Raw genomic sequence first — 25,441 nt, 5'->3', positions numbered from 1 at the left:
CTTAAATCAAGTAAAACAAGCATAAAAGAGCAAATGTAGCTGAAAAAATATATAGCCGACTATTTAAGCACTCCCTACGCTAGTTTTAACTAGATCAGGTTCAAAGGGTCAGCGTATTATATACACTTCTCAGCACTTACCTTAGTGCTCCCCTGTGTTGATTTAAATAGTAGCAGTAATTATGGTGTATTACAAATTAGTTAATCAGGTAATTTTTATAACCATTAACAAAAAACTATATCAAAATGCTTTATACAGAAATATTTTTAAAAGAATCTTTATTAGGTGAATAGTTTGATTATAGATCATAAAATCGTGGTGGGTGCAGAGGGGCTCGAACCCCCGACCCTCGCCTTGTAAGGGCGATGCTCTCCCAGCTGAGCTATGCACCCGATTTTAAGTCTTAATGGCGGAGAGGAAGAGATTCGAACTCTCGATAGGGTTTAACGCCTATACTCCCTTAGCAGGGGAGCGCCTTCAGCCACTCGGCCACCTCTCCATAACCATGTGAAAAACTATTATATATAGATTATAGATAGAGTCAAGTCAATCACCCCAAAATATTTTACTGTAATCCATTTCATGCTTAAAATATGTCCATTCAATCCATTTGAGTATATAATAGTACCAATAGATTAAATACAAAAGAAAACCAAATACTCATGCGTAAAATTTTAGTTACTAATGCCCTTCCTTATGCTAACGGTGATCTACACCTAGGTCATATGCTTGGCTACATCCAATCTGATATTTGGGTAAGATTTCAAAAGCTACAGGGTAATGAATGTACTTTTGTTTGCGGGAGTGACACTCATGGTACTCCTATCATGCTCAAGGCAAAAAACCTAGGAATCTCACCAGAAGATTTAATAGAGAAATACTCTACAAATCACTTAAAAGATTTTTCTGATTTTGAAATAAAATTTGATAACTACCATTCGACCAATAATAACCTTAACAAGGAAATTGTCGAAGATATATATACAAAACTTAACGATAACGATCTCATAAGCACCAAGAGCATTGCTCAGGCGTATGATCCTGAAGCAAATATGTTTTTGCCTGATAGGTTTGTTAAAGGTACTTGCCCAAAGTGTAAAGCTGAGGATCAATACGGTGATAGCTGTGAAGTTTGCGGCGCCACTTATGACCCTACAGACCTTCTAAACCCAAAATCTGTGGTATCTGGTAAAGCCCCTATCCAAAAAAACTCTGAGCATTATTTCTTTGATTTGCCAAAACTTGAGCAAAATATCGCTGACTGGATAGATTCAAACGATAAACTACAGCCCGAAGTAGCTAACAAACTTAAAGAATGGTTTGAACAGGGCTTGCAAAGCTGGGATATATCTCGCGATGCCCCTTATTTTGGTTTTGCTATACCAGGAACTGATAACAAAAAATTCTTTTATGTATGGCTTGATGCTCCAATGGGCTATATTGCCAGTGTTAAAGATTATTGTAATAAAAATAATTTAGATTTTGATAACTATTGGGGTAAAAACTCTCAAGATACTGAGCTTTACCACTTTATAGGTAAAGACATCATATATTTTCATGCTCTTTTTTGGCCAGCAATACTAGAAGCTACAGGGTACAAGACTCCTACAAGTGTATTTGCAAATGGATTCCTTACTGTGAATGGCAAAAAAATGTCTAAATCTCGTGGTACATTTATCCAAGCAAGAACATTTTTAGATCATTTAGATTCTGTATATTTAAGGTACTATTTTGCCTCTCGTTTAACTTCAAAAATTGATGATATTGACTTAAACCTTGAAGAGTTTATCACTAAATCAAATTCTGATATTGTTGGTAAAGTTGTAAACATTGCTAGTCGTTGTGCTGGATTTGTTTATAAGAAATTTGATGCAACGCTATCAGATCAAATTTTCGATACTGACTTAGAAAAAGAGTTTACAGCTACTCATGACGCTATAACCGAAGCTTATGAGCATAGAGAATTTGCTACAGCTATCAGGCTAATTATGGGTTTAGCAGATAAAGCTAATCAATTCATTGATTTCCATAAACCTTGGCAATTATCAAAAGAAGAAGGACAAGAAAATAAAGTCCATCAAGTATGCTCTCAAGGTATAAATATGTTTAAAGCCTTAGTGTCTTACCTTTCACCTGTAATCCCTAGCATTACTGAAAAGGCTGAGAAGTTTCTAAACATTGAAATAAAATCTTGGGAAGATGCACCTGTATTCTTAAAAAGCCACAAGATCAATAAATTCAAACCTTTAGCTGCTCGTATAGAAAAAGAAAAAATAGATAAAATCTTAGATGAAACAAAGATTATGTTAGAAAAAGAGCAACCTCAGTCACCTAAAAAACCTGAATCAAAGTTAAACATTGCTCCTGAGTGTAATTTTGATGATTTCATGAAAGTTGATCTACGCATTGCACGAATTGCAGAAGCTTCTCTTGTGGAAGGAGCAGATAAACTTCTCAGACTAATTCTTGACTTAGATGGTGAGACAAAACAAGTGTTTGCAGGAATAAAATCTGCTTATAACCCAGAGGATTTAGTAGGTAAAAATACCGTCATGGTAGCTAATCTAGCTCCAAGAAAAATGAAGTTTGGAATGTCTGAAGGTATGGTATTAGCAGCTGGTGATGGCAAAGATATATACATATTAGAACCTCATGAAGGCGCTAAGCCAGGTATGAGAGTGAAGTAGCTTAAGGTATGAAAAAGATCTTCCCTTGGCTCCTAGCCTTCATGTTACTAATCTTGGGAATGATAAGCTATCTTGATAGGTCTACCCTTAGCATAGCTAATACCGTAATTGCTGAAACTTTCGACATACCTCCTATGCAAATGGGCATTTTGCTATCTGCTTTTATGTGGCCATATGCCATTGCAAACCTTCCTTCTGGTTATCTTGTTGATAAATATGGCATCAATAAAATTATGGCCATAAGCATTACAGGATGGTCTATAGCATGTATTCTTTCTGGGTTTGTGACAGGGTTTTATACCATACTTATGACTCGAATCTTACTTGGCATTGCAGAAGCTCCTTTTTTTATAATAGCTACTAAAGTTATCCAAGAGCACTTCAGTCCAAGCAAAAGAGGCTTAGCATCATCTATAGTCTCTTTAGGTCCTAGAATCGCTAGTGTTGTTGCTCCAATTTTTATTGTTCTCTTAATTGCTCTAATAAGCTGGCGCGGAATGTTTATTCTATTAGGTATTATTGGAGCTATCTTGGGTGTCATATGGTATATGATTTCAAATAAATCTTTCAAAAAGATTGAATTACAAAATAGATCAAGAAAAACCACAAGCTTTGTTAAATGCTTTAAAAATAAAAATGTTATATTGCTTTGTCTTGGCAACTTTGGATCATCCTATGCTTACTGGGTATTTGTAACATGGCTGCCTTACTATTTCATTCATACTAAGGGGCTTGATCTAGCTCAGATGGGATTAGCAGCTTCTGCAACATTTGTACTAGCCTTAGCCTCTGTTATGCTTGGTGGAATTATTTCTGATATGTTTATTTCAGCAAAAACAAATGTGATCAAATCACGCTTAGTACCGATTATATTTGGCTGTGCTGTTGCTGGACTATCGATTATCATACTTCCATTTATTGATAACTTAACAATTTCAATAGTTATTATTAGCATTAGTATCTTTTGCTTAGGCTTGAGAATATCTCCAATATGGGCTCTAGTAGCTGACATTTCATCAAAGGAATCTGTTGGGACTGTTGGAGGCATCCAAAATTTTGCAAACTTTATAGGTGCAGGATTAGCTCCTTTACTGACAGGAATTATCCTTTCATATGACAGCGAAAGTTTTACAATTGTCTTCTTAATAAGCGGAGTAATATGCTTACTTGCTTCTTTCTGTTACTTCTTTATCAAAAACACAGAGTTCATATAAAACTATCTATAACTATCCTCAAAAATTAATACACCTGAATTTAGAAGCCTCGACCATAAATCTATTGTTGGCCTAATGTGTTTGACGAACAATTTTTATATTATTTAGACTCTTACATGCATTGAAATAACAACATCTATAAGCTAATTTTTTCTTGAATATAAATGCTTAAAAATCGATTTTCTTACGTGAAATAAAGTATGTAAAAGAGACTAGATATATACGTTCATATCAAGAGTTAAAGTATTCATATGCTCACCATTATACATTTTCTGATAAGTATACTCTGGACCGAATAATACATTATCATCAAAATAAGCACGCTGAGCTGAGAATACAAGCTGATTCTTAATACCTGAATCAGACAAACCAAAGTTTATTGGTGATGATGCAATTGCCATTGGTATAGCAGCAGCATTATAAGTTTCACCATAAGATACACCAAAGTTAGTGCCTCGCCCTGCTAGTACTGCCGAGTAGTTAAGTGCTGCATACCAAGTGCCTGCTAATACCTCGGAACCAACACCAGAGGCAGCACTTGCACTCACTGACTTACCATCACCATTGAATTTTTCTGCTTTGGTCGTTGTTGTCCAACCACTTTGAACCTGCCAAATACCACCAAAACCTGTGTAAGCGACGTTGGCATCGATATTAAATACACCAACATTGTCATTTGCACTATCTGTATTAATTAATGCCTGATTTAAAGAGCTGTTACCAGCACCCGCCATATTAAATACATAGCCGAGGTTACCACCGACAGCAATGTTTTCAGACCAACTATCTACATAGAAAATACCTGTTGAGAAATTAGCTCGCTTATCATCTGAACCAAAAACTGTAATGTTCGTGTTTATTATGTCATCTTTATAGTTTACTGATATATTTGAAGTTTTACCTGGTGCTAAGAAGCTATTAATACCACCGGTATATGGTCCACCACCACCGAATGATCCTACCGAGAGTTTATTTCGACCTGCTGTTACGAAGAATGGTGAAGTATCTAAGTTACCAAACATTACAAAAGCATTACCTAAACCAAATGAGCCTGATTCATCTGTGTCAAAGTCAAACTGTGCTGTTACATAGTGACCAAGGTTAGATAAGAAATAAAGGTTTGCAGCTGTAAGGTATACATTTTGACCAGTATTATTAAATGCTCCTGCTGCTACAGATTTACCATCTGGTCCAGCTTCAGATCTAGATACACTACTACCGAACCATGCTTGAGCATCTGCATTTATTTTTCCACCGAAGAACACCGAGTAGTCATCAAACTTTTCTCTTTGCCCTAATAATGTCGAAGCAAAAAGGCTGCTTGAAATCATCCCTATTGGGATACTGTTGTTACCAGAGTATGAACCTAGGAAAGTAGTTTCACCTTGAGATGTAATAGCAGGAGCTCCGCCGACATCAATCCCGCCTTTTTGGTTAAATATACCACCCAAAGATTTTTGGTCCAGATTCACAATTGAGCCATCTTGGCCAACATTCGACATAATGTCATCTGTTGATTCCCCAGTAACCATCATCTGACTTAAATCAGTTCCAGAAGTAGCTCCGTCAATAGGCCTACCTTTTGTGTTATCACCAACTCTTGAGCTATAAGTAGTAAACGCTGAAGAACCTCCTCCACCATTTTCGTCGTTTTGGGCTTTCTCTGTTTTAATTTGTTTTAATTGCCCTTGAAGCTCTTGAACTTGTTGTTGTAATTGCATCAACAATTCTTTTTCATTCATTTGAGCTGTAGGTTTTGCAGGAGTGTTTGTTGTTGTAGCTGCCGAAGCTTTGCTTGTATTTGCTTGTGAAGAGCTTAAGTTTTGGTCACCAATACTGGTAGCTCCAAAAGGCCCCCCTTGTGATACCACTTTAGGTGAATCTTCAGCATATGCTGAACCTGTAAATATAACAGCTCCACCCATAACCAAACATGTTTTTTTAAACCTTTTAATCACTGGTATACCCTCTGACAAAACACAAACAATAGAAAATCATTTTTGAGCATAACAAATAAATTGCACTATTTCAATTAATACATCAGCAAGAATTTGTTTTTTTAATATTAATCTTTAAAAGACAAACTGAGGTAACTCAGTTTAGATTGGCATATAAGGTGCGTATGTTGGAGTCCAAGATGACAAACTAATAAGCTTATCAATTTCTTCTTCTAATTCACCCTCTTCTAGGTCTTCTAGATCTATATCAACACCATGTACACCTTCAAGAACTGCTTGCTTAGCTACAGCCTTTGTAATTTCTTTAGAAACAGCTACTAAATCTGTGATCTTAGCCAATAATGGTTGAGTAATATCTTCACTTATAACCATCGGTGATAACTCACTAAGTCTATAACATGCTGCCCTAATCATACCTTTTGTAAGTACTTTAGCATGCACTGCAACAGAACCAAGTCCTAAACCTGGGAAGATAAATGCGTTATTACCTTGAGATATACGGTACTCCCTACCTTTATACTCAACATCTGGGAATGGGCTACCTGCAGCAATTAGTGCTTTTCCATCTGTCCATTTAATAATGTCTTCAGGTAAAGCTTCACATAAAGAAGTTGGATTCGATAATGGCATAATAATAGGATAATCATTATGCTTAACCATATCTTTAATAATCTCTTCAGTAAATGTACCTGGTTGGCCTGATGTTCCGATAAGAATATCTGTTTTTGAGTTCTTAACCACATCTGTAAGAGTTATATAGCTAGAATCCTCAACCTTCCAACCTTTAAGTTGCTCACCAGTTTTCACAAAAGGTTTTTGCTCTGGAGTAATTCGCTTTGCTCTTAATTTATCATTTACAAGACCATACCTGTCTACAAGATAAATATTCTTATTAGCATCTTCTACACTTATTCCTGCTCTGTCAGCGATTACATCAGCTAACTGTCTTGCAATACCACAGCCAGCACTACCAGCTCCACAAATTACGATGCTTATATCACAGATAGATCCTAAAGCCTCTTCTGTAGTGATTTCACCTGAGTTTATTTTAAGAGTGCTAATTGTCTTAACTGCAGCTATACAGTTCGCAGCTGCAACAATTCCTGTACCTTCAATATCATCATTAAAAGTACAAAGTCTTTCTTTATATTTCTCAAGAATACGAGTAGCGTTATCACGACCGATATCCTCCCAGTGTAAAAACACATTTGGAAATCTGTTTTTAGCTTGAGACACAAACTCTTCTATAAACTCATCATAAGTTTCACCTGAGACTCTTGGTAAACGAACACCCAAATACCCTGGAGCATTTAGTAAAGCATCATTATTTGTACCCATATCAAGCTGGATCGGTAATACCCTAGCTGGATCAATGCCACTTGCAGCAACATATACCATAATCTTACCGATACTGATATTCATTCCACCTATACCTTGATCACCTATACCAAGTACAGCTTCACCATCTGTTACAAGAATAAGGTCTATACTGTTATAGTCATATCTTTCAAGAATTTGACCAATATATCTTTTATGGTTTATAGATATAAATAAACCGTTTTGTTTTCTAAATTGACTACTATATTTTTGAACGGCTTCACCAACTGTTGGTGTATAAATAATCGGCATAATTTCTTCTAAATTTTCACGGACGAAGTAGTAAAAAAGCGTCGTATTCAAATCATGTAGTCTGTTTAAAAACACATACTTTTCAAGTGACGAATTTTTAAGATTCATTTGCCTTCTAACACGAGTCGCCTGCTCATCTAGGTTTTCAACTTTCTCAGGTAGATACCCCATTAGATTAAAAGCAAGCCTTTCTTCTTGTGAAAATGCTACATCTTTGTTTAAAACTCGGTTATTAAGAAGCTGCCTACCTGTAAGGTTCGTTTCAATAGCGAAAACCTTACCCTTTTGATTGCGCAGTTTTCTAATTCTTTTAGTTCTTTTTGCTGGTTGCATGATAATTACTTAGGTTAAATTTCAATATAATAAAACATCTGACTAACAAGTATGTAACAGTGGTTGCTTTTTTTCAACAAAAAATGAATACTATAGCCAATAATTTCTCATTTAAAAATAGATACTAGCCCTTTTTTAGCTATGAAAATAACCACACATTTTAAAAAAATGAATAATACAGCTCCCGCAGCAATAGCTATAGGCTCTTTTGATGGCGTGCACTTAGGTCATCAAAGCATTATCAAAAAACTTAAGAGTATTGCCAAAAAAAACAATCTCAAACCTTTCATCTTATTTTTTGAACCCCTTCCTAAAGAATTTTTTATGGGAAGTAAGTCTCCATCAAGAATTAATAATTTTCGCAATAAGATTTTAAACATCAAAAAAGCTGGAATTGACAATGTCATTTGCCAAAAATTTAATCAAAAGTTTGCAAATATCGAAGCAGAAGACTTTATCGATTTTTTAATACAAAAACTAAATGTAAAACATATCATCATAGGTGATGACTTTAAGTTTGGTAAAAATCGCAAAGGCGATTTTAAACTGTTAGAAGCTCTTTCAAAAGAAAAAGGTTTTACTATAGATAAAATCTCGACCTTGAATTTAGATAATCATCGCATAAGCAGTACAGATATTCGCAAATCATTTGCTAATCATGATTTAAGAAAAGTACATGAACTTTTGGGTGAAAACTATAAAATTAATGGTCGTGTGATTCATGGTCAACAAAATGGCAGAAAAATAGGCTTTCATACTGCAAATTTGAAACTTCCAAAAAACTCAGTCTTAAAAGGAGTATTTCTAACAAAAACTTCTATTGATAAGGCTTATTACTATGGTGTAACTAACGCTGGAACTCGCCCAACAGTAGATGGCAAAAATAATCTACTTGAAACACATCTTTTCGACTTTGATCAAGATATTTATAAAAAATATATTACTGTAGAAATTATTGGCTTCATCAGAGCAGAAAGAAAATTTGCTAACTTTGATGAGCTAAAAGACCAAATAGCCAACGATGTTCAAACCGCAAAAGCCATGATTGCTGAACTATAACTATAAACCTGAAAATATTTTTTACAGACTTATATTCATATTAAAGCTCATAATTATCTAGAATTAAAATACTTATAAAATCATTTTGTATACAAAGAAGTATTAACATAATTATCAATGTGCTTTATAATCTTACACTTAAGTAATTTATTTTTCTAAAAATAAAACAATTTAAAATCTTCAAGGAAATTCACATGAGTGACTACAAAAGCACGCTAAATCTCCCAAAAACCAGCTTTTCAATGAAGGGCAACTTAGCAAATAAAGAACCCATGATTCTAAACAAATGGGAAAAAAGTGGAATTTATAAGAAAATGCGCGAGCATTTTGCTGGACGTGATAAGTTTATTCTTCACGACGGCCCTCCTTATGCAAATGGGAATATTCATGTTGGCCACGCTGTCAATAAGATTCTAAAAGACATAATAATAAAATCTAAAGCTCTAAGTGGTTTTGATACGCCATATATCCCAACTTGGGACTGTCACGGCCTACCAATTGAATTACAAGTTGAAAAAAAACATGGTAAAGCTGGACAAAAAATATCTGAAGATGCTTTTAGAAAAGAGTGCCGTAAATATGCTAAAAAACAAGTCGAGCTTCAAAAGAAAGACTTCAAAAGACTTGGCGTATTAAGCGATTGGGATGATGCTTGCCTTACAATGAATTTTGACTATGAAGCTAATATGATTAGAACTCTAGCAAAAATTGTTGAGAATGGTCATCTAAATAAAGGCTTTAAACCCGTACATTGGTGTACTGCTTGTGGATCTGCTCTAGCTGAAGCTGAAGTTGAGTATGCTGACAAAGTATCTCCAGCCATAGATGTTAAATTTAAAGTTAAAGATCATGAAAAACTAGCTCAAGCTTTTGGTCTTGACACTTTAAATCATGAAGCTTTTGCAATCATATGGACGACTACACCTTGGACCCTTCCAGCTAACCAAGCTATCGCAATACATAATGAGCTAAACTACAGCTTAGTAAAATTAAAAAATAACTACATAATCCTGGCTGAAAACCTAGTTGAAGCCACCCTAAAAAGGTACGCGATTGAAGATGCTAGTGTAATTGCTACTACAAATGGTGACAAGCTAGTAGGTATAATAGCTGAACACCCTTTCTATAGTAGACATGTCCCTATACTTCATGGTGACCATGTAACAGCTGACTCTGGTACTGGTATGGTACATACTGCCCCTACTCATGGTGTCGAGGATTTCACACTTGGTAAAGAACACGATTTATCAATGGAAACTTTTGTTAAAGGTAATGGTTGTTACTCTGATAACACTCCTCTTTTTGCTGGTGAGTTCATCTTTAAAGCAAACGATAGAATCGTTGAGCTTTTAGGCGAGAAAAAACGCCTAATGAATTTTGATAAACTAAAACACAGCTATCCACATTGCTGGCGTCACAAAACTCCACTAATGTTCCGAGCTACACCTCAATGGTTTATTAGCATGGAGAAAGAGCATTTACGCGACAATGCTTTAAAAGCAGTGAAAGACACGAAATGGATTCCTGCTTGGGGCGAAACCCGTATCGAAGGCATGCTTAAAGATAGACCTGATTGGTGTATTTCTCGCCAAAGAACTTGGGGTGTACCTCTACCATTATTTATTGATAGAGATACTGAAGAGCTTCATCCAGACACTACTGCTATACTTGAAAAAGTAGCACAGAAAATAGAAAAGGGTGGCGTAGAAGCTTGGTTTAATGCTGATGATAGCGAATTTATAGTTGATACTGACAAATATAAATCTGTAACGGATACTTTAGATGTCTGGTTTGACTCTGGTTCATCTAACATGTGTCTACTCGATAAAGATACAAATCTTAGCTATCCTGCAGACCTATACTTAGAAGGTTCTGATCAGCATCGTGGCTGGTTCCAAACTTCACTTTTAGTGGGACTATCTGCTAAAAACCAGAAACCTTTCAAAGAAGTTTTAACTCATGGCTTCGTTGTTGATGAAAATGGCCGCAAAATGTCTAAATCTCTTGGAAATGTAACATCTCCACAAGATATTTATAATACCTTGGGTGCAGATATATTGCGCCTATGGACTGCATCAGCGGATTATAGAAGTGAAATGGCTGTATCTGATGAAATTTTAAAGCGTACTGCGGATACCTATAGAAGATTGCGTAATACTGCAAGATTTTTACTATCTAACCTAAATGGTTTTAATCCTGATACAGATATTATCGAGTTTGATAAGCTTGTAAAACTTGATCAATGGGCTGTTGCAAAAACTCAAGAGTTCCAAGACAAGATTATTGAAGCCTATAACGGCTATCAAACTCATACTGTCGCACAGTTGATACATCACTTCTGCTCTGTAGAAATGGGTAGCTTCTATCTTGATGTAATCAAAGACAGACAGTACACAGCAAAAGCTGACGGTCAACCTCGCAAGTCTGCTCAAACAGCTATTTATCATATTGTACAAGCATTAGTTAGATGGATAGCTCCAATACTTTCATACACTGCTGATGAGATTTGGGAAGCTACACCAAAAACTACAAATTTACCAATCCAATTATGTGAATGGTATGATGGTTTAAATACTTTCTCGACTAATGATGAATTAGGCATAGAATTCTGGGCAAAAACACAAAACATCCGTTCAGAAGTAAATAGAGTCTTAGAACTAAAAAGAAACGAAGACCTTATCAAAGCATCTCTTGAAGCCAAAATCACTCTTTTTGTAGATTCTACAAACATGGAGCTATTAAGCAAATTACAAAATGAGTTAAGGTTCTTACTTATATCTTCACAAGCTGAGCTTAAATCTATAGATAACAAAACACCTTCAGCAGTTGAGTCAACTATACCTGGATTATATATCGATATAGAAAAACTAGAAGAAACTAAGTGTGAAAGATGCTGGCATCGTAGTGCTAGTGTTGGTGAAAACTCTGAGCATCCAGATATTTGTTCGCGTTGCGTCGAAAATATAACGACTGAATCAGGAGAGTCGCGTGAATTCGCTTAAACCAAAGCTTAAGTATTTTATCGTAGCTATAATTATTATAGCTGTTGATTTATACTCTAAGCACTATGCAAATACACATCTAAACTTTGCTCAGCCTTATGAGATAACTAGTTTCTTTAATCTGACACTTTTATATAACCATGGAGCTGCATTTAGCTTTTTAAGTAATGACCAAACCTCTTGGCAGCTTATTATGTTTGCTTGTATCTCAATGATCGCAGCTATAATTTTGATTTACCTTATCATCAAGCAACCAATAACTGCCAAATTAAATCTTTTTTCTTTTGCAATGATATTAGGCGGAGCTTTAGGTAATTTCTATGACAGAGCTTTTAGAGGTTTTGTGATTGATTTTCTAGATTTTCATACAGGTAGTTATCATTGGCCTGCTTTTAATATTGCAGATTCAGCTATAACTTGCGGTGTAATACTTCTAATACTGAGCTCTTTCTTTACGAAGAAGTCTTAGTATCTGATTTATCTGATTTGTCTGATTTGTCTGATTTATTAATATTTTCACCCGTCTTTTTAGGTTCTTCTAAACTTTTTTTATAATCTTCATAAAGCTTATGGGCTAAAAACTTATTATTTCCGTAAACGAAGTTATAAACAGTTTGTTTTAATCTACTATTTTGTTCCATCTCAATGCCAATATATTTCATATTAGGCATAGGTTTGTTTACTTCTGCAATTATAGTAGCAACATTATGTAATTTATCATTTACAACTATTTTATATCCTTCTTTATCTAAAAATTTAACTAAGTCATTATACCTCTCATCAAAATTCACTCCATCGAATTCCATAGTTTTATCTGGCTTATTGGCAGTTAAAAATCTCATTCCTTCGATAGTATTTGTATCTTTACTAAATGACTCTTCTTTAATATTTTCATCTCTAGAAAGTCGATGATAATGATCTATGTTATCTTGAATTGCTTCATCAATATTACAAGATGCTAACAATACTATTAAAGAGCTCAAAGCTAATATCTTTTTCATTCAAGTACCCATAAATCAATAATTACACGATAATTATAACAAATATAACCTAGTAAAATCATTAATTTTATAGTTTGAAATACTACTATTTACTAGTTAAAAACAGTAAAATCTCTCTATAAAAATTTAACATCAATATATTCATGGTAAAGACCGCAAGTAGTAAGCGTTGGGTGCAAGAGCATGATTCTGACCACTTTGTCGCAGAAGCTAAGAAATTAGGCTATAGATCACGTGCAAGCTTTAAAATCATAGAGATTCAAGAAAAATACAAACTCATAAAACCAAATATGTTTGTAGTAGATTTAGGTGCTGCACCTGGAGGCTGGTCTGAACATATTGTAAAATATATAGGGCAAAACGGTAAGTTGATAGCTCTTGATTTACTTGATATGTCCCCAATTGCAGGAGTCGATTTCATACAAGGAGATTTTTCTAGTGATGATACCTTTGAGCAATTAAACTCTCTTGTTGAAGGAAAAAAGATAGACTCAATAGTTAGTGATATGGCTCCAAATATGAGTGGTAATAAAACATCTGATCAAGCTAAATCGATACATCTACTAGAGCTAGCATTAGACTTTGCTAAAGATAACCTTGTCAGCAATGGTAGCTTTGTTGTTAAGCTTTTCCAAGGACAAGGTAGTGATGAATATATCAAGCAAGTTAAAGAATGCTTCAAGAAGGTTACACAGTTCAAGCCAAAATCATCTCGTCCTAGGTCAAGAGAAATTTATGTAGTAGCTCAAGGGTTTAAAGGTTAAGGCCTAAGTACATTGCTAGCCTACCTTTCGCTCCTTAGCATGTGTTTTACCATAGTCTCCTAACATAGCTTTAACCTTTGGAAGTATTAATACAACTGGTAATGCTAAGATTATCGTTATAATAAAAAACATCGTATACCCAACTGAGCTTTCAATAGCTCCGCTTATCATTACTGGTATCATTCTACCCAGAAGAAGTACTCCTGATATAAAGGCATAATGAGCCGTTTTATGTGAACTATCTTTCACCATGAAATAACAAAAAAGCATAGCTGCAGTAAGCCCTAAACTAAAACTAAATTGCTCAACAAAAACACATAAAATAACTACGATATGATCATTTACCTGAAAATATGCTAGAAGAACATAGAGAATATGCGGTAAATTGACTAATACAAACATTGTATATATAGTACTACCAAAACCTTTACGATAGATATAGTACCCACCCACAAAGCCACCAAGTATAATAGCTATAGGAGATATAGTTCCATAAGCAAAACCCGTAAATGTATTGCCTAAACTTAGTCCCCCATTTTGATGAGTATCAATCATAAATAATGGTAGTATTGCCCCAATCATACTTTCTGAAAACTTAAATAAAAAGATAAATGCCAAACCAATCCATAAGTTTTTAATTAAAAAAAATGTCTTATAAACATCAATAAAATTTCTAAATGTTTCTTTAGCACTTTTCTTTTCTAAAACTGGTTGCTCTGGTAGGATTTTTAGGTGGTAATATCCCATAAATATACATACACAGCCTACGAGCACTAAGCAAAGGCTCCAACTCTCAACATAATCATTATTTACATTATAGAGACCTCCACAAAGCATTAGTATAAATCCTGTAGCAAAAACTTTACCAATATTATAGGCTGCTGACTGCATCCCTATGAAATACGATTGCTGTTCTGGAGAGAGATTTTGAATATAAAAACCATCTACTGCAATATCATGACTAGATGACATGAATGCTATAAACCAGCCTGCAACTATACTAAAAAGTAAAAAGTGTTCTGTTTTTAAAGATAGTGACATAACTATAAATGCAAGACCCACAAAAATTTGCATTGCATATATCCACCATCGCGTGGTACATACAGAGTCAATCAGTGGTGCCCAAAGTGGTTTAATAACCCAAGGCAAAACCATTGAACCTGTATAAAGAGTAATCTCAAAGTTAGAAACTCCTAAGTTTTTGTACATTATAGCTAACACAAGCATAATCATACTTGCTGGTAAGCCTTCCATAAAAAATGTACTTGGTACCCACAACCATGGAGCTTTAGCATTTAAAACTTTTTTCATTCTGATGGTTAAAAAAATAAGCACTTGCTGTAAATATAATCATTTTTAAAGTTTATTGGAAATAAAACCTTAGCTTATTTATGAATTTAAGTAATAAAGATATAAAATATACTATAAGAACCCACCAACAAACTTTAAAACATGCCTCATTTTGATATGCTAGTTAAACTCTATAACTTAGAACTTGATCTTAAGTGTATTTCACAACAAACTAAAAAAAACATCATAATCCGTAAAGCATTAGCTCCTGAAAAAAGCATTGTCCTTAACTGGATAAAAAAAGAGTTTGCTCAAGCCTGGGCAGATGAGGCAGACATAGCTTTTTCAAATAATCCTGGTTCTATTTTTATTGCAATAAAAGATAAGGAAATCATAGGCTTTGCTTGCTATGACAGTACTATGCTCAATTTTTTTGGTCCTACAGGAGTTAGTCAATCTGCCCGTGGCCTTGGCACTGGCAAAGCTTTACTACAAGCATGTATGATGGATATGAAGCTTAAAGGTTATGCTTATGCAATTATTGGAGCGGTTGGTCCTGCTGAGTTCTATGAAAAAGCAGTTGGTGCTATAAAAATAGATGGCTCTTGGCCTGGAGCTTATGCCAATCTACTTAAAAGCTAGTTTTTTTAGTTTTAATTTCCAGTCCAGACTTTTTGTAAAACACATATTTTTTACGCGAAGAGTCTAAAGCTTTATTATCCTGATAAACAACTTCTATAAGCTTACTAACTTTTACTTTATTCTTATCTATCCCTATATCCATAATATTTATAAGTTCATCAAAATTGTTTACTATAAACACATTGTCCGTAATAAGTATAGGGATACCCTTGAAAGTGTTATATTCCTTAGCATTTAATGCACAAAAATGTGGGATAAAACTCTCTTGGCCTGCTTGCCACAAAACCGTATCAAGTTCTTTTGCTACACCACTTGGGGCTAAAATTGCTAACCTTTTGTTAGTAATGTAATTATCTGATACCTGTGTGCAAATATAGTTCAAAACATCCACCAAACTATTTGTTTGCAAAACTTGAAATTCTACTTCCATAACTCCTCTTTAAATTCCTAATAAACTAAAGCTTTCTACTTAAGATAAGCATACAAACTATAAACATTAAGACTTATCATATTTAAATGCTAACTTTAACTTCGTAATAAAATCGCTACCTAAAACAAAAAAGCTTCCTATAAAAATAATATCACCACTAAATAAAATTAGCATCATATTTACTTCACCAACCTGCCTAGCCTTATCAAACAATAATATAAGCTCCATTGAAATGGTTGGATAAACTAAACTACTAAAAAACATTATCATTCCGATAATATATCTCTTATAACTAATCGGTTTTTGCTGGCTAAAAGCATTCTTAAACACTTTTTTTATAGTATCTTTAATAGCCGTAACTATGGTTTTACCTAGTAACATCACAGATATTACAAATATAACTTCCGCACTTATCAGCAAAATTGATGAAACAGCTAAATATGTCGCTGTTGCTAAACCTACAAATGGCAAAATCGCAAAAACTATTATATAAGGTACAAATGAAATGACAAATAATGATATGCCCAGGTAATATTTGAGGTTTTTATCCATTATTACTCAGACTCTTTATTGAAACTTTTATTGCAGTATCAATAGCTGTTGTCATATCAACTATACTCATACTAGGTTCATTATCTTTTGATACAGCTTGTTGAGTACTATAAGGTACATGGATAAAACCACCTATCTTATTTGGGTATTTATTTGCTAGTTGATTTAATAACTCATACATAATGTGATTACAAACATAAGTACCAGCTGAATTTGAAATAATCACTGGGATTCCCTTTGCGTTTATAGCTTTTTTTATTTTATATATAGGTAGCTTACTAAAGTAAGCATTTTCTCCTTTCTTAGATATGACTTTATTTACGGGCTTTGCTCCATCATTATCTGGGATTCTTGCATCGTCAACATTTATAGCCACTCGCTCAAGAGATATGCTTGATCTACCCCCAGCTTGACCAACATTCAAAACTATAGAAGGATTGTATTTATTGATGTATTTATCCAAAGCCTTAGTCGATTGCTTAAAACTTACAGGTAGTTCTTTTTTAATGATTTTGTAACCATCTATATTATCTGGCAACTTGGTGACAGCTTGATACGATGGATTAACGCCTTCTCCATCAAAAGCTTCAAAACCAGTGACTAAAACAACTTTTTCAGAGGGCTTTATATCACTAGTATCAGATTTGGGATTTTTAGCTTGAGCTAAAAAAACTGACAAAATTATCGTAATTGCTGTTACAAAGAGTTTCATATTTTTTATTCGTAAAGTCCTTTAATCTTTTTATTATCTGTTTTTTTATTAGATTTTGCTACCTTTTTAATTTCTTCTAATAGCTCTGCATACTGATTAAACTCTTTATCTGCATATATTGAAGCATTCAAACCTATTACCAGCGCTTTAAGTTCAGGCACTAGTTCAGCAACCTCAAGTAATGAGAATATTTCTTTATCATATTTCTCACTTGCCCAACCTATAAGTGATTGTTGCAATGCAACTTTATCTTTTTTACCACAAGCTTTCTTAACTTCTTTAAAGCTCGATTGGTTTACTGTATTTAAGTTCGAGGTGCTATCATTATTATTTTTTTGTTTAGGTTTAGATAACTTACATTTTAAAAGTAATAGTAGTGTAATAACCCATAAAACCATAAATAATATAGCAATATTTCGCCAATAATAGTCAACTACAGTCTTCTCTACGATTTGAGCTTTTTGTGGTGATAAGCTTGAGAAATCCGTATTTACTAGGCTACCTTTTTTAACATCAAAATCTTTTACAGGAATGCTAGCAATCTTTGATCTATGAGTGTCTATATCAAACCATTTAAGCTCCAACTTTGGCACTTTTGACTTACCTTCTGTAGTTGGCATATAACCAACAGTATATGTTGCTGTACCAGTAAGTTTGCCACTCTTCTCAATATCATCTAATTTTGGTTTTTCCGCATAAACATTAAAATCATCATTTGAGCTAAAATCTAATTTTGGAATATCTGTACTTAATACTCCTTGTGCTTTAATAGTTACTGTTCTTGTTAGTAAGTTACCTACCTTAACATTTTTATCATCTGACCAGTTATCTTTCATAGTTACTTCAGATGATGGGAACCAATCTTTTATACGAATATCTTTTGGTATGGGTTTAACATAAAGCGTATGTGATTTGGTTGGAATACTTTCTTTTTTTACCCCAAGCTGTCCAAAACCTTTAGATAAAGTTGCCTCAAGAATCATCGGAGGCACGTATAACTTACCTGTCACATGAGGAATTATCAGAAAACTCTGTTCAGCTACCTCATAAAGCTTACCATTTATTCTTTTCTCATAAGATATTTGGTGACTTGTCGGCTTCATCTCAGCATTTCTTATTTTAAATGCTTTTGGCTGTATACCAAGCATCGGTGTTGAATAGTATAATTTTAGAGTATAAAGAACTGGTACATTTACATAACTTTTTGTTCTAGCTATTGTACTAATAGCAAATATATCTTGATATTCACTTTGCTCATCACTGGTTAATGCTTTATCAACCTTGATATTAATCGGGTTTGTATATTCATTACCAACTCTAATAGCAGGAATAGTAAGCTTACCGGCTTTATCTGGCATAATAGTAACAATCATATCGTATATTGCTGTCGTTTTACCATTTATCGTGGAAACCTTGCTGTTTGTACTAGTGTTATATACCGTAAAATCTTTATCTAAAACATCTAATTGTGGCTGAGTATTAAAGTTTTCAAGATGTAAAGTCAGCTCTATAGTCTCACCATTCTCTATATCTGTTCTATCTATTGATGCTGAAACCTTAGCAAAACTCACACTCACACTCAAAAGCACTAATGCTAATAAAACACTAATTTTTTTCATAAAATTAACTCTCACGATTAGCTCCTGTCATTCTTTGATAGTCTCGTGCAAACTTATGTCTTAATAATCCACCAGGATCATCGTCTACCATAGCTAAAAGCTTATCTGCCTCTCGCTTATCTAACTCATCCTCTCTAGCTTGTTGCTGAGCTTGAGAATCATTATCTTTAGACTCTTGTTTATCTTGCTCGTTTTTATTGTCTTTATTGTCTTTATTGTCTTTATTGTCTTTATTGTCTTTATTGTCTTTATTGTCTTTATTGTCTTTATTGTCTTTGTTGTCTTTGTTGTCTTTGTTGTCTTTGTTGTCTTTGTTGTCTTTGTTGTCTTTGTTGTCTTTGTTGTCTTTGTTGTCTTTGTTGTCTTTGTTGTCTTTGTTGTCTTTGTTGTCTTTGTTGTCTTTGTTGTCTTTGTTGTCTTTGTTGTCTTTATCTTTCTGTTTTTGATTATCCTGATTATCTTTTTGATCATCATTATTGTTTTTATTCTGATCTTTTTGTTTATCAAGTTCTTCAGCTATTTTAAGATTAGCTTTTGCATCTTCAAAATCAGGTCTTTCTTCAATAGCCTTATTATAAGCTTTTATCGCATCTTTATATTTGCCAAGCTGTGTTAGAGCATTGCCTTGGTTATAAAGTCCTGAAGCTGTATTATCTTTTTTAAACTCATTATAAGCATTCTGGAAATCTTTAGCTTTATAGTACGATGCTCCCTTCCAACTAGAATTTTCAAAGCTTTGAGCAGCATTTTTATAATCACCCTGTTCAAAATTGTTTTTACCTTGCTGATCTTTTGTATGCCAAGCATCATTCCAGCTTGCTAATGCCAAACAAGGAGTAAAGAATGCAAGTAAAAATACTTTTTTTAACGACATATCTTCTCCAAAAACCCTCTTCTAAACACTAACACGCTTAGTAACCCTAAGGCCCAAATAAAATAAACACCTTCATCCTGCCAGAATGTATTAGCTGATGACTGTTTTGACTCTTTAGTTTTCACACCGTTTTGAATATCTTGTATCAAAGCTTTTACATCATTGTTATTAGCAGTTAAAGTGATAAGCTTCCCATCACCGGCTTTGGCTAACTTTCTTAAACCTTGTAAGTTCACCCCAAAGTATTGAATCTTACCGGAGCTATCTTTGATATAATTCCCATCTTTATCTTTAGCAATACCACCCTTTGGTGTACCAATAGCATACACATCAACGGTTATACCTTTTTGAGCTAGTTTATTTGCCTGTTCTATAGCCTTATCTGTTGGTGTAGAATCTGTAATTAGCACCACTTGTCCTTCACCAGCACCACCTTGGGTTAAAAGCTCAGATGATTTTGATAGTGCTTTTGCCATATCGTGCCCTTTTACAGGTACGATACTAGTACTAAGAACATTTACTAAATTTGCTATAGTTTTAGAATCACTCGTGAGTGGTGATACTACAAAAGGCTCACTTGAAAAAACTATCATCCCAACTTGCCCTTCTGTAATTCTCTTAAGCATATCAAGTATCTTATATTTAGCTAATCCAAGCCTACTTGGTGAGACATCAGTAGTATCCATAGATTGAGATACATCTAGAGCTATAATCCTAGAAATATTTTTTTGATAAATAGGCACATTTTGATGCTTCCAGCTAGGTCCAGCTAATGCTACTACCAATAAACTCCAAACTATAAAGAAAAATATTGGTAATAACGATTTTTTACTCTTAGCACTTTTCCCAACAATTATATGTTCAAGCAAGTGTGGATCGCAATATTTTGACCAGTTATTTGATTTACTAGAATATCTAACCAACAAATATACAAATACTGCATTTGGTATAAGAGCTAAAAACCACCAAGGACGTATAAAGTGAAGTGTATCAACCATGAGAGTTTGCCCTCCTACGATTTAACCATAATAATGCGACTATATAACTTATGACTAATGCTCCACCTAAAGTCCAAGGGTATAAATAAGTTATTGGTCTGACTACAGTTTTATCAGACTCCGTTGGTTCAAGCTTATCAATATCTTCATAAACCTTTTGCAAATCACTACTATTCTGAGCTCTGAAAAATTTCCCGCCAGTCATTTTTGCAATTTGCTCGAGTACACCAGTATCAAGATCTTCAGAAGTGTTTACTAATCTCTGTCCAAATGCAGTATTGACCACCATCTGCCCACCACCTAACCCAATGGTATATATCTTAATGCCTGTTTTTTTAGCTATTTCAGCTGCTTGTAATGGCTTTAATGTTCCTGAATTATTCTCACCATCTGTAAGTAGCACCAAAGCCTTTGAGTCACTAGGATATTGCATTAGTTTTTTCACAGAAAGACCTATAGCATCACCAATTGCTGTTTGTGGCCCAGGTAAAGCTATACTTGAGTCGTTAAGGATCTTTTTAACAGTAGGAATATCAAATGTAAGTGGTGTCTGTAAATAAGCCTTTGTACCAAACAGCACTAATCCAACTCTGTCACCTTTCCGGGTATCTAAAAATTCATTAGCTACTCGCATCACAAGATCAAATCTTGATTCTGATTTTCCGTCAGCTTTTTTCATATCTTCAATAGCCATACTTCCTGATAAATCTATGGCCATCATAAGGTCTCGACCTGTCTGTGGTAAGCTCATAGGTTTACCAAGCCATTGCAGTCCTGAACCAGAAATGATAATAAGCACCCAAATAGTAGCCAATAAATATTTAAAATAATTAGCCCTCTTAAAATTACTTTCAAGACTTGTTGGTAACTGTGATTGTATTTGCTTAAAAAATGGTGTTTTAAGTGCTGCTTGCTTATCTGCTTTTGCACGAGGAACAATCCAGTAAAAAACTAATGGCAATATTAGTAAGATAAAAACCCAAGGATATTCTATGTTTATCATAAAACTCTCCTTATCCATGTTTGACTAGCCACTACAATAGATTCAAGCTCATTATCACTTAAAGAAATAGGTCGGTAAATATTTGCTAAGCTCTCAGCAACACTTCCTTCAAACATACTAATTTTAGTCTTTGAATTAAGGTAATCAACCCAATCTTGTCCGTATAATAATTTAATATCATCCTTTGGAAACTTATGAATTGCAATGCGTTTTAAATAGACCGAAATGGTTTGCAAAACTTCTTTAGGTTTTGATATATAAGTATCAGTAACACTAGCTTTAAAATCATCTACAATACTCTCAACATATTGCTTCTGTCTTTTTCTAATTTGCAAATAGATTAAAAATAATACCCCAACAAATACAATAAGTCCAAACACAACCCACCAACCATAAGCTAATGGCCACCATGAAGAAACCTCTTGGGGAAGGTAAATATCCTTTAATTGGTCAAGAAGATTATTAGGTTGCATGCCCTGCCACCCCATAATTTATTGTTTTAACCAAATCATCATTAGTCGCCATCTCAAAAAATGCCATTTTGTATTGACGTGAAAAATCTTTAATAGCACTATGCCTAGTATTATATATGTCTTTATAAATTTTGTACTGCCTAGTATTTGCCGCATCAAAAACTAAATTTTCTTCACCATCACTAAAATTATAAATATCTTTCGCTGGCAGCTCTTTTTCTAATGGATCATAACTAAACATATTAATAATCTCATTTTTTTTAGCTAATAGTTTTAAGTATTGTCTAGCTTCTGAATTAAACCCATCAAAATCACCCATTACAACTATCACACTATTACTACGAGCCTTCGCATAAAGAAACTTTAACGCACCAGCCAAACCTTTATCAGTGCTTATTTGAGGTTGTTTATTATCTGTTGTTACATGATTTAATATTTTTACTAGGGCTGACTTATCTTGTTTAGCAGGATAAAAACTATACCCCTCATCATCAAAAATCACTCCTCCAACTTTCTCATGAGCTTCTAATGCTCCAAAACCAATTAAAGCAGTAGCATTTGCGACCTTTACAGATTTAAAGCATTCTCGTGTACCAAATTTCATTGTAGTACTTTGATCTACTACAAAGTATAGTGTTCGCTCTCTTTCTTCATGATAGACCTTTGTATATGGCTTACCCAATCTAGCGGTTAGAGACCAATGCATTAACCTAATATCATCACCTGGTTGATAGTGCCTAACCTCATCAAAGTCCATCCCGCGACCTTTAGCCTTAGATGATTTACTTCCAGCATTTACTGAATTTACTTTTTGATTAGCAAATAACTTCAAGGCTTTTGCTCGATAACGATAACTCAATAATTCATTGATATCTGGCTTTATACCTTTATAGCTTTTCATTCTCTAATAAGCTCCATACGAAGTACTATCTTTCTAACTTATGGGATTGGTACAGCTTTTAATAGTTTTGTAATAACATCATCAGTAGTAACACCATCAACTTCTGCTTCAAATGTAAGTAGAATTCTATGGCGTAAAACCTCATAAATTACAGCATGTATATCACTTGGAGATACAAAGTCACAACCATTTAACCAAGCATGAGCACGAGCAGCTCTATCAAGAGATATTGTTCCACGAGGACTAGCCCCAAACGATACCCATTTAGCAATATCTTGACTATATTTTTCTGGATGACGAGATGCTAATATAAGCTCTATCATATACTCTTCTATCACTTGAGATACCTGCACATTCAAAACTTCTTTTTGTGCTACGAAGATAGTATCTTGATGAATACTAGGGTGTTCAATAACATGCCCTAAAGCTTCTCCACGACTTATGGCTAAGATCTTAGCCTCGGTCTTTGGATCTGGGTATTGAATTTTAACAAACATCATAAATCTGTCTAGCTGAGCCTCTGGTAGTGGGTAAGTTCCCTCTTGCTCAATAGGGTTTTGAGTTGCCATCACCATAAACAAGTCTGATAATGGATAAGTTTTCTTGCCTACTGTTATTTGCTTCTCACCCATTGCTTCTAATAATGCTGACTGAACTTTAGCTGGAGCACGGTTTATCTCATCCGCTAATAAAAGATTATGAAATAACGGCCCTGTTTGAAACTCAAAACTTTGTTGTTGTGGTACGTAAATCTCAGTACCAGTAAGATCTGCTGGCAATAAATCAGGAGTAAACTGAACACGATGATAAGAGCAATCTATACTTTCAGATAAAGTTTTAATCGCTGTAGTTTTTGCAAGCCCTGGCGCGCCCTCTACAAGTAAGTGTCCACCACCTAATAATGCTATCAAAAGTCTTTTATTTAAGTTTTCTTGACCAACCACACGATTATTCAAAAACTCTAAAAGTTGGTTAAATTCACTATGTACAGACACTAATCTCTCCAAGAATTAAAATATTTGCCTGTTTAAAAGTATAAGGGCAAATGTTTATTTATCAAGAAGATTTAAAAAGTAAAAGGGATGTTAAAGTGCTAAAAAGCTAATTAACCTAAACAAAGACTGATGACAGTAACTACAATTATAGATATTTTAAAAACAGTCTTAGCATAAGCTCTATCATCATCTTGCTTATATGATACTACTGATTTGTATAACCAGTATATAGCCACAAACATACAAACAACAAACGAAACTAAGTCTGCTGTACCTAGCAAATACGGTATGCTACACGAAACCACAAAAGGCACAAGATAAACTAACATTATCTTTTTTGTATAGGCAACACCTTTAACCAAAGGTAACATTGGAAGATTAACTTTTTTATAATCATCTTTATATAACATAGCTATGGCGTACGAGTGTGGTATCTGCCAAAAGAAGAGTATTAAGAACAATCCTAATGCATTATAGTCTAGACCATTTACTACAGCAGTATAACCTGCTACAGGTGGAATAGCCCCAGATATACCACCAAGCACAGTAGCATGGATAGTAAGTCTTTTCGAGATAGTATATATAACCACATAAACTACAAAACCAACTAAAATTATATATAGAGTAAGCGGGTTAACTAGAGCATATAAAATCATACAGCTTAACACAAAAAGTATCGAACCATATACTAAAGCCATAGCTAAAGATATATCGCCTGTTACGAGTGGTCGCTTTTGTGTGCGCTCCATAGTACTGTCTATGTCTCGGTCATAGCAGTTATTGAATACACAGCCAGAAGCTATCATCAATGCTACACCAATCATTACATATAAAAAAAGAGTAATATATTCAAAGCCAATTTGGCGATGAGTAGCTAATAAAAAACCACCAGTAAGAGTGATTAAATTACCAAAGATGATACCTGGTTTAGCTAATTGAAAATAATTTTTGAAAGAAGACATATTAAGAAATTATGATTACATCATCATTGCATATAGATCGAACATAATCCACATTGTACCAGCAAGAATAATTGCTACTACCATTACAGCAAATATAGCACTCACTAAATTCCAACGAGCTTCTGAATCTGTACTTAAATGCAAGAAGTATACTAGCTGAACAAATAATTGAGTTATAGCAAGCACCGCTACCGCAATACACAATACTGCAGGAGAAAACACCTTAAAACCAACTAATGCGAAAGCTATTGTTGTAATAACTATTGAAAATACAAAACCTTTTATATAAGTCTTGTGCGTACCATAAGCAGCACCAGTATCTTTATCATATAATCCTGACATA

General features: G+C 34.2%; 23 protein-coding genes, 2 tRNA genes and 1 riboswitch. Of the genes, 7 read left to right on the top strand and 18 right to left on the bottom strand.

Annotated elements, in window-relative coordinates; translation table 11 throughout:
- Positions 1–54: 54 nt before the first annotated feature.
- Positions 55–164: riboswitch (TPP riboswitch) on the bottom strand.
- Between the two features lie 152 nt (positions 165–316).
- A tRNA-Val gene (locus FLM55_RS06935) sits at positions 317–392 on the bottom strand.
- 15 nt (positions 393–407) lie between these two features.
- Positions 408–499 (bottom strand) — tRNA-Ser (locus FLM55_RS06930).
- A gap of 163 nt (positions 500–662) precedes the next feature.
- Here FLM55_RS06930 and metG point away from each other — a divergent pair.
- Both metG and FLM55_RS06920 read left to right on the top strand, forming a co-directional pair.
- Entirely contained in the window at positions 663–2,687 is a 2,025-nt protein-coding gene (gene metG, locus FLM55_RS06925; protein ID WP_178948616.1) for a methionine--tRNA ligase, read from the top strand.
- An 8-nt stretch (positions 2,688–2,695) separates the two neighbouring features.
- The gene (locus FLM55_RS06920; protein WP_178948615.1) at positions 2,696–3,901 is read left to right on the top strand and encodes an MFS transporter; all 1,206 of its coding nucleotides are present in this window, start codon (positions 2,696–2,698) and stop codon (positions 3,899–3,901) included.
- A 212-nt stretch (positions 3,902–4,113) separates the two neighbouring features.
- Here the strand turns inward: FLM55_RS06920 and FLM55_RS06915 are convergent, their stop codons facing one another.
- Positions 4,114–5,859, bottom strand: a complete 1,746-nt coding sequence (locus FLM55_RS06915) for a DUF3573 domain-containing protein (RefSeq protein WP_178948614.1) — start codon at positions 5,857–5,859, stop codon at positions 4,114–4,116.
- A 141-nt stretch (positions 5,860–6,000) separates the two neighbouring features.
- A complete protein-coding gene (locus FLM55_RS06910) occupies positions 6,001–7,821 on the bottom strand; it encodes an NAD-dependent malic enzyme (RefSeq protein ID WP_178948613.1) in 1,821 nt (606 codons plus the stop codon).
- A 141-nt stretch (positions 7,822–7,962) separates the two neighbouring features.
- On the opposite strand from FLM55_RS06910, the gene ribF reads away from it, so the two are divergent.
- The 3 genes from ribF to lspA all read left to right on the top strand — a co-directional run bounded on the left by ribF (position 7,963) and on the right by lspA (position 12,351).
- Entirely contained in the window at positions 7,963–8,880 is a 918-nt protein-coding gene (gene ribF, locus FLM55_RS06905) for a bifunctional riboflavin kinase/FAD synthetase (protein ID WP_178948612.1), read from the top strand.
- Positions 8,881–9,074: 194 nt separating this feature from the next.
- Entirely contained in the window at positions 9,075–11,882 is a 2,808-nt protein-coding gene (ileS, locus tag FLM55_RS06900) for an isoleucine--tRNA ligase (RefSeq protein ID WP_178948611.1), read from the top strand.
- Complete coding sequence (gene lspA, locus FLM55_RS06895; protein WP_178948610.1) at positions 11,869–12,351, top strand: signal peptidase II; 483 nt, start codon at positions 11,869–11,871, stop codon at positions 12,349–12,351. The genes ileS and lspA overlap by 14 nt, the downstream gene beginning before the upstream one ends.
- Here the strand turns inward: lspA and FLM55_RS06890 are convergent.
- Positions 12,335–12,883: a hypothetical protein gene (locus FLM55_RS06890; protein ID WP_256868862.1), complete on the bottom strand. Its 549-nt coding sequence runs from the start codon at positions 12,881–12,883 to the stop codon at positions 12,335–12,337. The genes lspA and FLM55_RS06890 overlap by 17 nt on opposite strands.
- 143 nt (positions 12,884–13,026) lie before the next feature.
- Here FLM55_RS06890 and rlmE point away from each other — a divergent pair, with 143 nt between their 5' ends.
- Positions 13,027–13,647: a 23S rRNA (uridine(2552)-2'-O)-methyltransferase RlmE gene (gene rlmE / locus FLM55_RS06885; protein WP_178948609.1), complete on the top strand. Its 621-nt coding sequence runs from the start codon at positions 13,027–13,029 to the stop codon at positions 13,645–13,647.
- Positions 13,648–13,662: 15 nt separating this feature from the next.
- Here the strand turns inward: rlmE and FLM55_RS06880 are convergent, their stop codons facing one another.
- Complete coding sequence (locus tag FLM55_RS06880; RefSeq protein WP_178948608.1) at positions 13,663–14,958, bottom strand: MFS transporter; 1,296 nt, start codon at positions 14,956–14,958, stop codon at positions 13,663–13,665.
- Between the two features lie 156 nt (positions 14,959–15,114).
- Here FLM55_RS06880 and FLM55_RS06875 point away from each other — a divergent pair, with 156 nt between their 5' ends.
- Complete coding sequence (locus tag FLM55_RS06875; RefSeq protein ID WP_218644477.1) at positions 15,115–15,579, top strand: GNAT family N-acetyltransferase; 465 nt, start codon at positions 15,115–15,117, stop codon at positions 15,577–15,579.
- On the opposite strand, the gene FLM55_RS06870 is transcribed toward FLM55_RS06875, so the two are convergent.
- From FLM55_RS06870 to cyoD, 12 genes are all read right to left on the bottom strand, one after another.
- Positions 15,569–16,009 (bottom strand): DNA polymerase III subunit chi, encoded by a 441-nt coding sequence (locus tag FLM55_RS06870; protein WP_178948606.1) that lies wholly within the window; start codon positions 16,007–16,009, stop codon positions 15,569–15,571. The two genes, FLM55_RS06875 and FLM55_RS06870, sit on opposite strands and share 11 nt — an antisense overlap.
- Positions 16,010–16,075: 66 nt before the next feature.
- Positions 16,076–16,561, bottom strand: a complete 486-nt coding sequence (locus FLM55_RS06865; RefSeq protein WP_178948605.1) for a transporter suffix domain-containing protein — start codon at positions 16,559–16,561, stop codon at positions 16,076–16,078.
- Positions 16,554–17,273, bottom strand: coding sequence for a pyroglutamyl-peptidase I (gene pcp / locus FLM55_RS06860; RefSeq protein WP_178948604.1), 720 nt, complete (start codon positions 17,271–17,273; stop codon positions 16,554–16,556). The genes FLM55_RS06865 and pcp overlap by 8 nt, the downstream gene beginning before the upstream one ends.
- 5 nt (positions 17,274–17,278) lie before the next feature.
- Positions 17,279–18,892 (bottom strand): BatD family protein, encoded by a 1,614-nt coding sequence (locus tag FLM55_RS06855; protein ID WP_178948603.1) that lies wholly within the window; start codon positions 18,890–18,892, stop codon positions 17,279–17,281.
- Positions 18,893–18,896: 4 nt separating this feature from the next.
- Positions 18,897–19,766, bottom strand: coding sequence for a tetratricopeptide repeat protein (locus FLM55_RS06850; RefSeq protein ID WP_178948602.1), 870 nt, complete (start codon positions 19,764–19,766; stop codon positions 18,897–18,899).
- Positions 19,757–20,764 (bottom strand): VWA domain-containing protein, encoded by a 1,008-nt coding sequence (locus FLM55_RS06845; protein ID WP_178948601.1) that lies wholly within the window; start codon positions 20,762–20,764, stop codon positions 19,757–19,759. Before FLM55_RS06845 ends, FLM55_RS06850 begins: the two co-directional genes overlap by 10 nt.
- Positions 20,757–21,767, bottom strand: coding sequence for a VWA domain-containing protein (locus tag FLM55_RS06840; protein WP_178948600.1), 1,011 nt, complete (start codon positions 21,765–21,767; stop codon positions 20,757–20,759). The genes FLM55_RS06845 and FLM55_RS06840 overlap by 8 nt, the downstream gene beginning before the upstream one ends.
- Positions 21,764–22,240, bottom strand: coding sequence for a DUF4381 domain-containing protein (locus tag FLM55_RS06835; protein WP_178948599.1), 477 nt, complete (start codon positions 22,238–22,240; stop codon positions 21,764–21,766). The genes FLM55_RS06840 and FLM55_RS06835 overlap by 4 nt, the downstream gene beginning before the upstream one ends.
- Positions 22,230–23,141 (bottom strand): DUF58 domain-containing protein, encoded by a 912-nt coding sequence (locus tag FLM55_RS06830; RefSeq protein WP_178948598.1) that lies wholly within the window; start codon positions 23,139–23,141, stop codon positions 22,230–22,232. Before FLM55_RS06830 ends, FLM55_RS06835 begins: the two co-directional genes overlap by 11 nt.
- Positions 23,142–23,179: 38 nt before the next feature.
- Entirely contained in the window at positions 23,180–24,136 is a 957-nt protein-coding gene (locus FLM55_RS06825; RefSeq protein ID WP_178948597.1) for a MoxR family ATPase, read from the bottom strand.
- 110 nt (positions 24,137–24,246) lie between these two features.
- Positions 24,247–25,098, bottom strand: coding sequence for a heme o synthase (gene cyoE / locus FLM55_RS06820; RefSeq protein WP_178948596.1), 852 nt, complete (start codon positions 25,096–25,098; stop codon positions 24,247–24,249).
- 15 nt (positions 25,099–25,113) lie between these two features.
- Complete coding sequence (cyoD, locus tag FLM55_RS06815) at positions 25,114–25,440, bottom strand: cytochrome o ubiquinol oxidase subunit IV (protein WP_112870663.1); 327 nt, start codon at positions 25,438–25,440, stop codon at positions 25,114–25,116.
- Between the last annotated feature and the right edge of the window lies 1 nt (position 25,441).

It is taken from the genome of Francisella sp. Scap27 (assembly GCF_013394105.1).
Taxonomy (GTDB): Bacteria; Pseudomonadota; Gammaproteobacteria; order Francisellales; family Francisellaceae; genus Francisella; species Francisella adeliensis.
The sequence above is the reverse complement of the archived record's forward strand: the minus strand, read 5'-3'. Positions and strand labels throughout refer to the sequence as shown.

Coding starts and splice junctions, on each gene's coding strand:
- FLM55_RS06855 (WP_178948603.1), bottom strand. CDS start 18,892: ATGAAAAAAATTAGTGTTTTATTAGCATTAGTGCTTTTGAGTGTGAGT.
- FLM55_RS06850 (WP_178948602.1), bottom strand. CDS start 19,766: ATGTCGTTAAAAAAAGTATTTTTACTTGCATTCTTTACTCCTTGTTTG.
- FLM55_RS06875 (WP_218644477.1), top strand. CDS start 15,115: ATGCTAGTTAAACTCTATAACTTAGAACTTGATCTTAAGTGTATTTCA.
- pcp (WP_178948604.1), bottom strand. CDS start 17,273: ATGAAACTCTTTGTAACAGCAATTACGATAATTTTGTCAGTTTTTTTA.
- FLM55_RS06840 (WP_178948600.1), bottom strand. CDS start 21,767: ATGATAAACATAGAATATCCTTGGGTTTTTATCTTACTAATATTGCCA.
- FLM55_RS06870 (WP_178948606.1), bottom strand. CDS start 16,009: ATGGAAGTAGAATTTCAAGTTTTGCAAACAAATAGTTTGGTGGATGTT.
- FLM55_RS06890 (WP_256868862.1), bottom strand. CDS start 12,883: ATGAAAAAGATATTAGCTTTGAGCTCTTTAATAGTATTGTTAGCATCT.
- FLM55_RS06920 (WP_178948615.1), top strand. CDS start 2,696: ATGAAAAAGATCTTCCCTTGGCTCCTAGCCTTCATGTTACTAATCTTG.
- FLM55_RS06830 (WP_178948598.1), bottom strand. CDS start 23,141: ATGAAAAGCTATAAAGGTATAAAGCCAGATATCAATGAATTATTGAGT.
- FLM55_RS06910 (WP_178948613.1), bottom strand. CDS start 7,821: ATGCAACCAGCAAAAAGAACTAAAAGAATTAGAAAACTGCGCAATCAA.
- FLM55_RS06865 (WP_178948605.1), bottom strand. CDS start 16,561: ATGGATAAAAACCTCAAATATTACCTGGGCATATCATTATTTGTCATT.
- metG (WP_178948616.1), top strand. CDS start 663: ATGCGTAAAATTTTAGTTACTAATGCCCTTCCTTATGCTAACGGTGAT.
- cyoE (WP_178948596.1), bottom strand. CDS start 25,098: ATGTCTTCTTTCAAAAATTATTTTCAATTAGCTAAACCAGGTATCATC.
- ileS (WP_178948611.1), top strand. CDS start 9,075: ATGAGTGACTACAAAAGCACGCTAAATCTCCCAAAAACCAGCTTTTCA.
- rlmE (WP_178948609.1), top strand. CDS start 13,027: ATGGTAAAGACCGCAAGTAGTAAGCGTTGGGTGCAAGAGCATGATTCT.
- FLM55_RS06835 (WP_178948599.1), bottom strand. CDS start 22,240: ATGCAACCTAATAATCTTCTTGACCAATTAAAGGATATTTACCTTCCC.
- FLM55_RS06880 (WP_178948608.1), bottom strand. CDS start 14,958: ATGAAAAAAGTTTTAAATGCTAAAGCTCCATGGTTGTGGGTACCAAGT.
- cyoD (WP_112870663.1), bottom strand. CDS start 25,440: ATGTCAGGATTATATGATAAAGATACTGGTGCTGCTTATGGTACGCAC.
- ribF (WP_178948612.1), top strand. CDS start 7,963: ATGAAAATAACCACACATTTTAAAAAAATGAATAATACAGCTCCCGCA.
- FLM55_RS06845 (WP_178948601.1), bottom strand. CDS start 20,764: ATGGTTGATACACTTCACTTTATACGTCCTTGGTGGTTTTTAGCTCTT.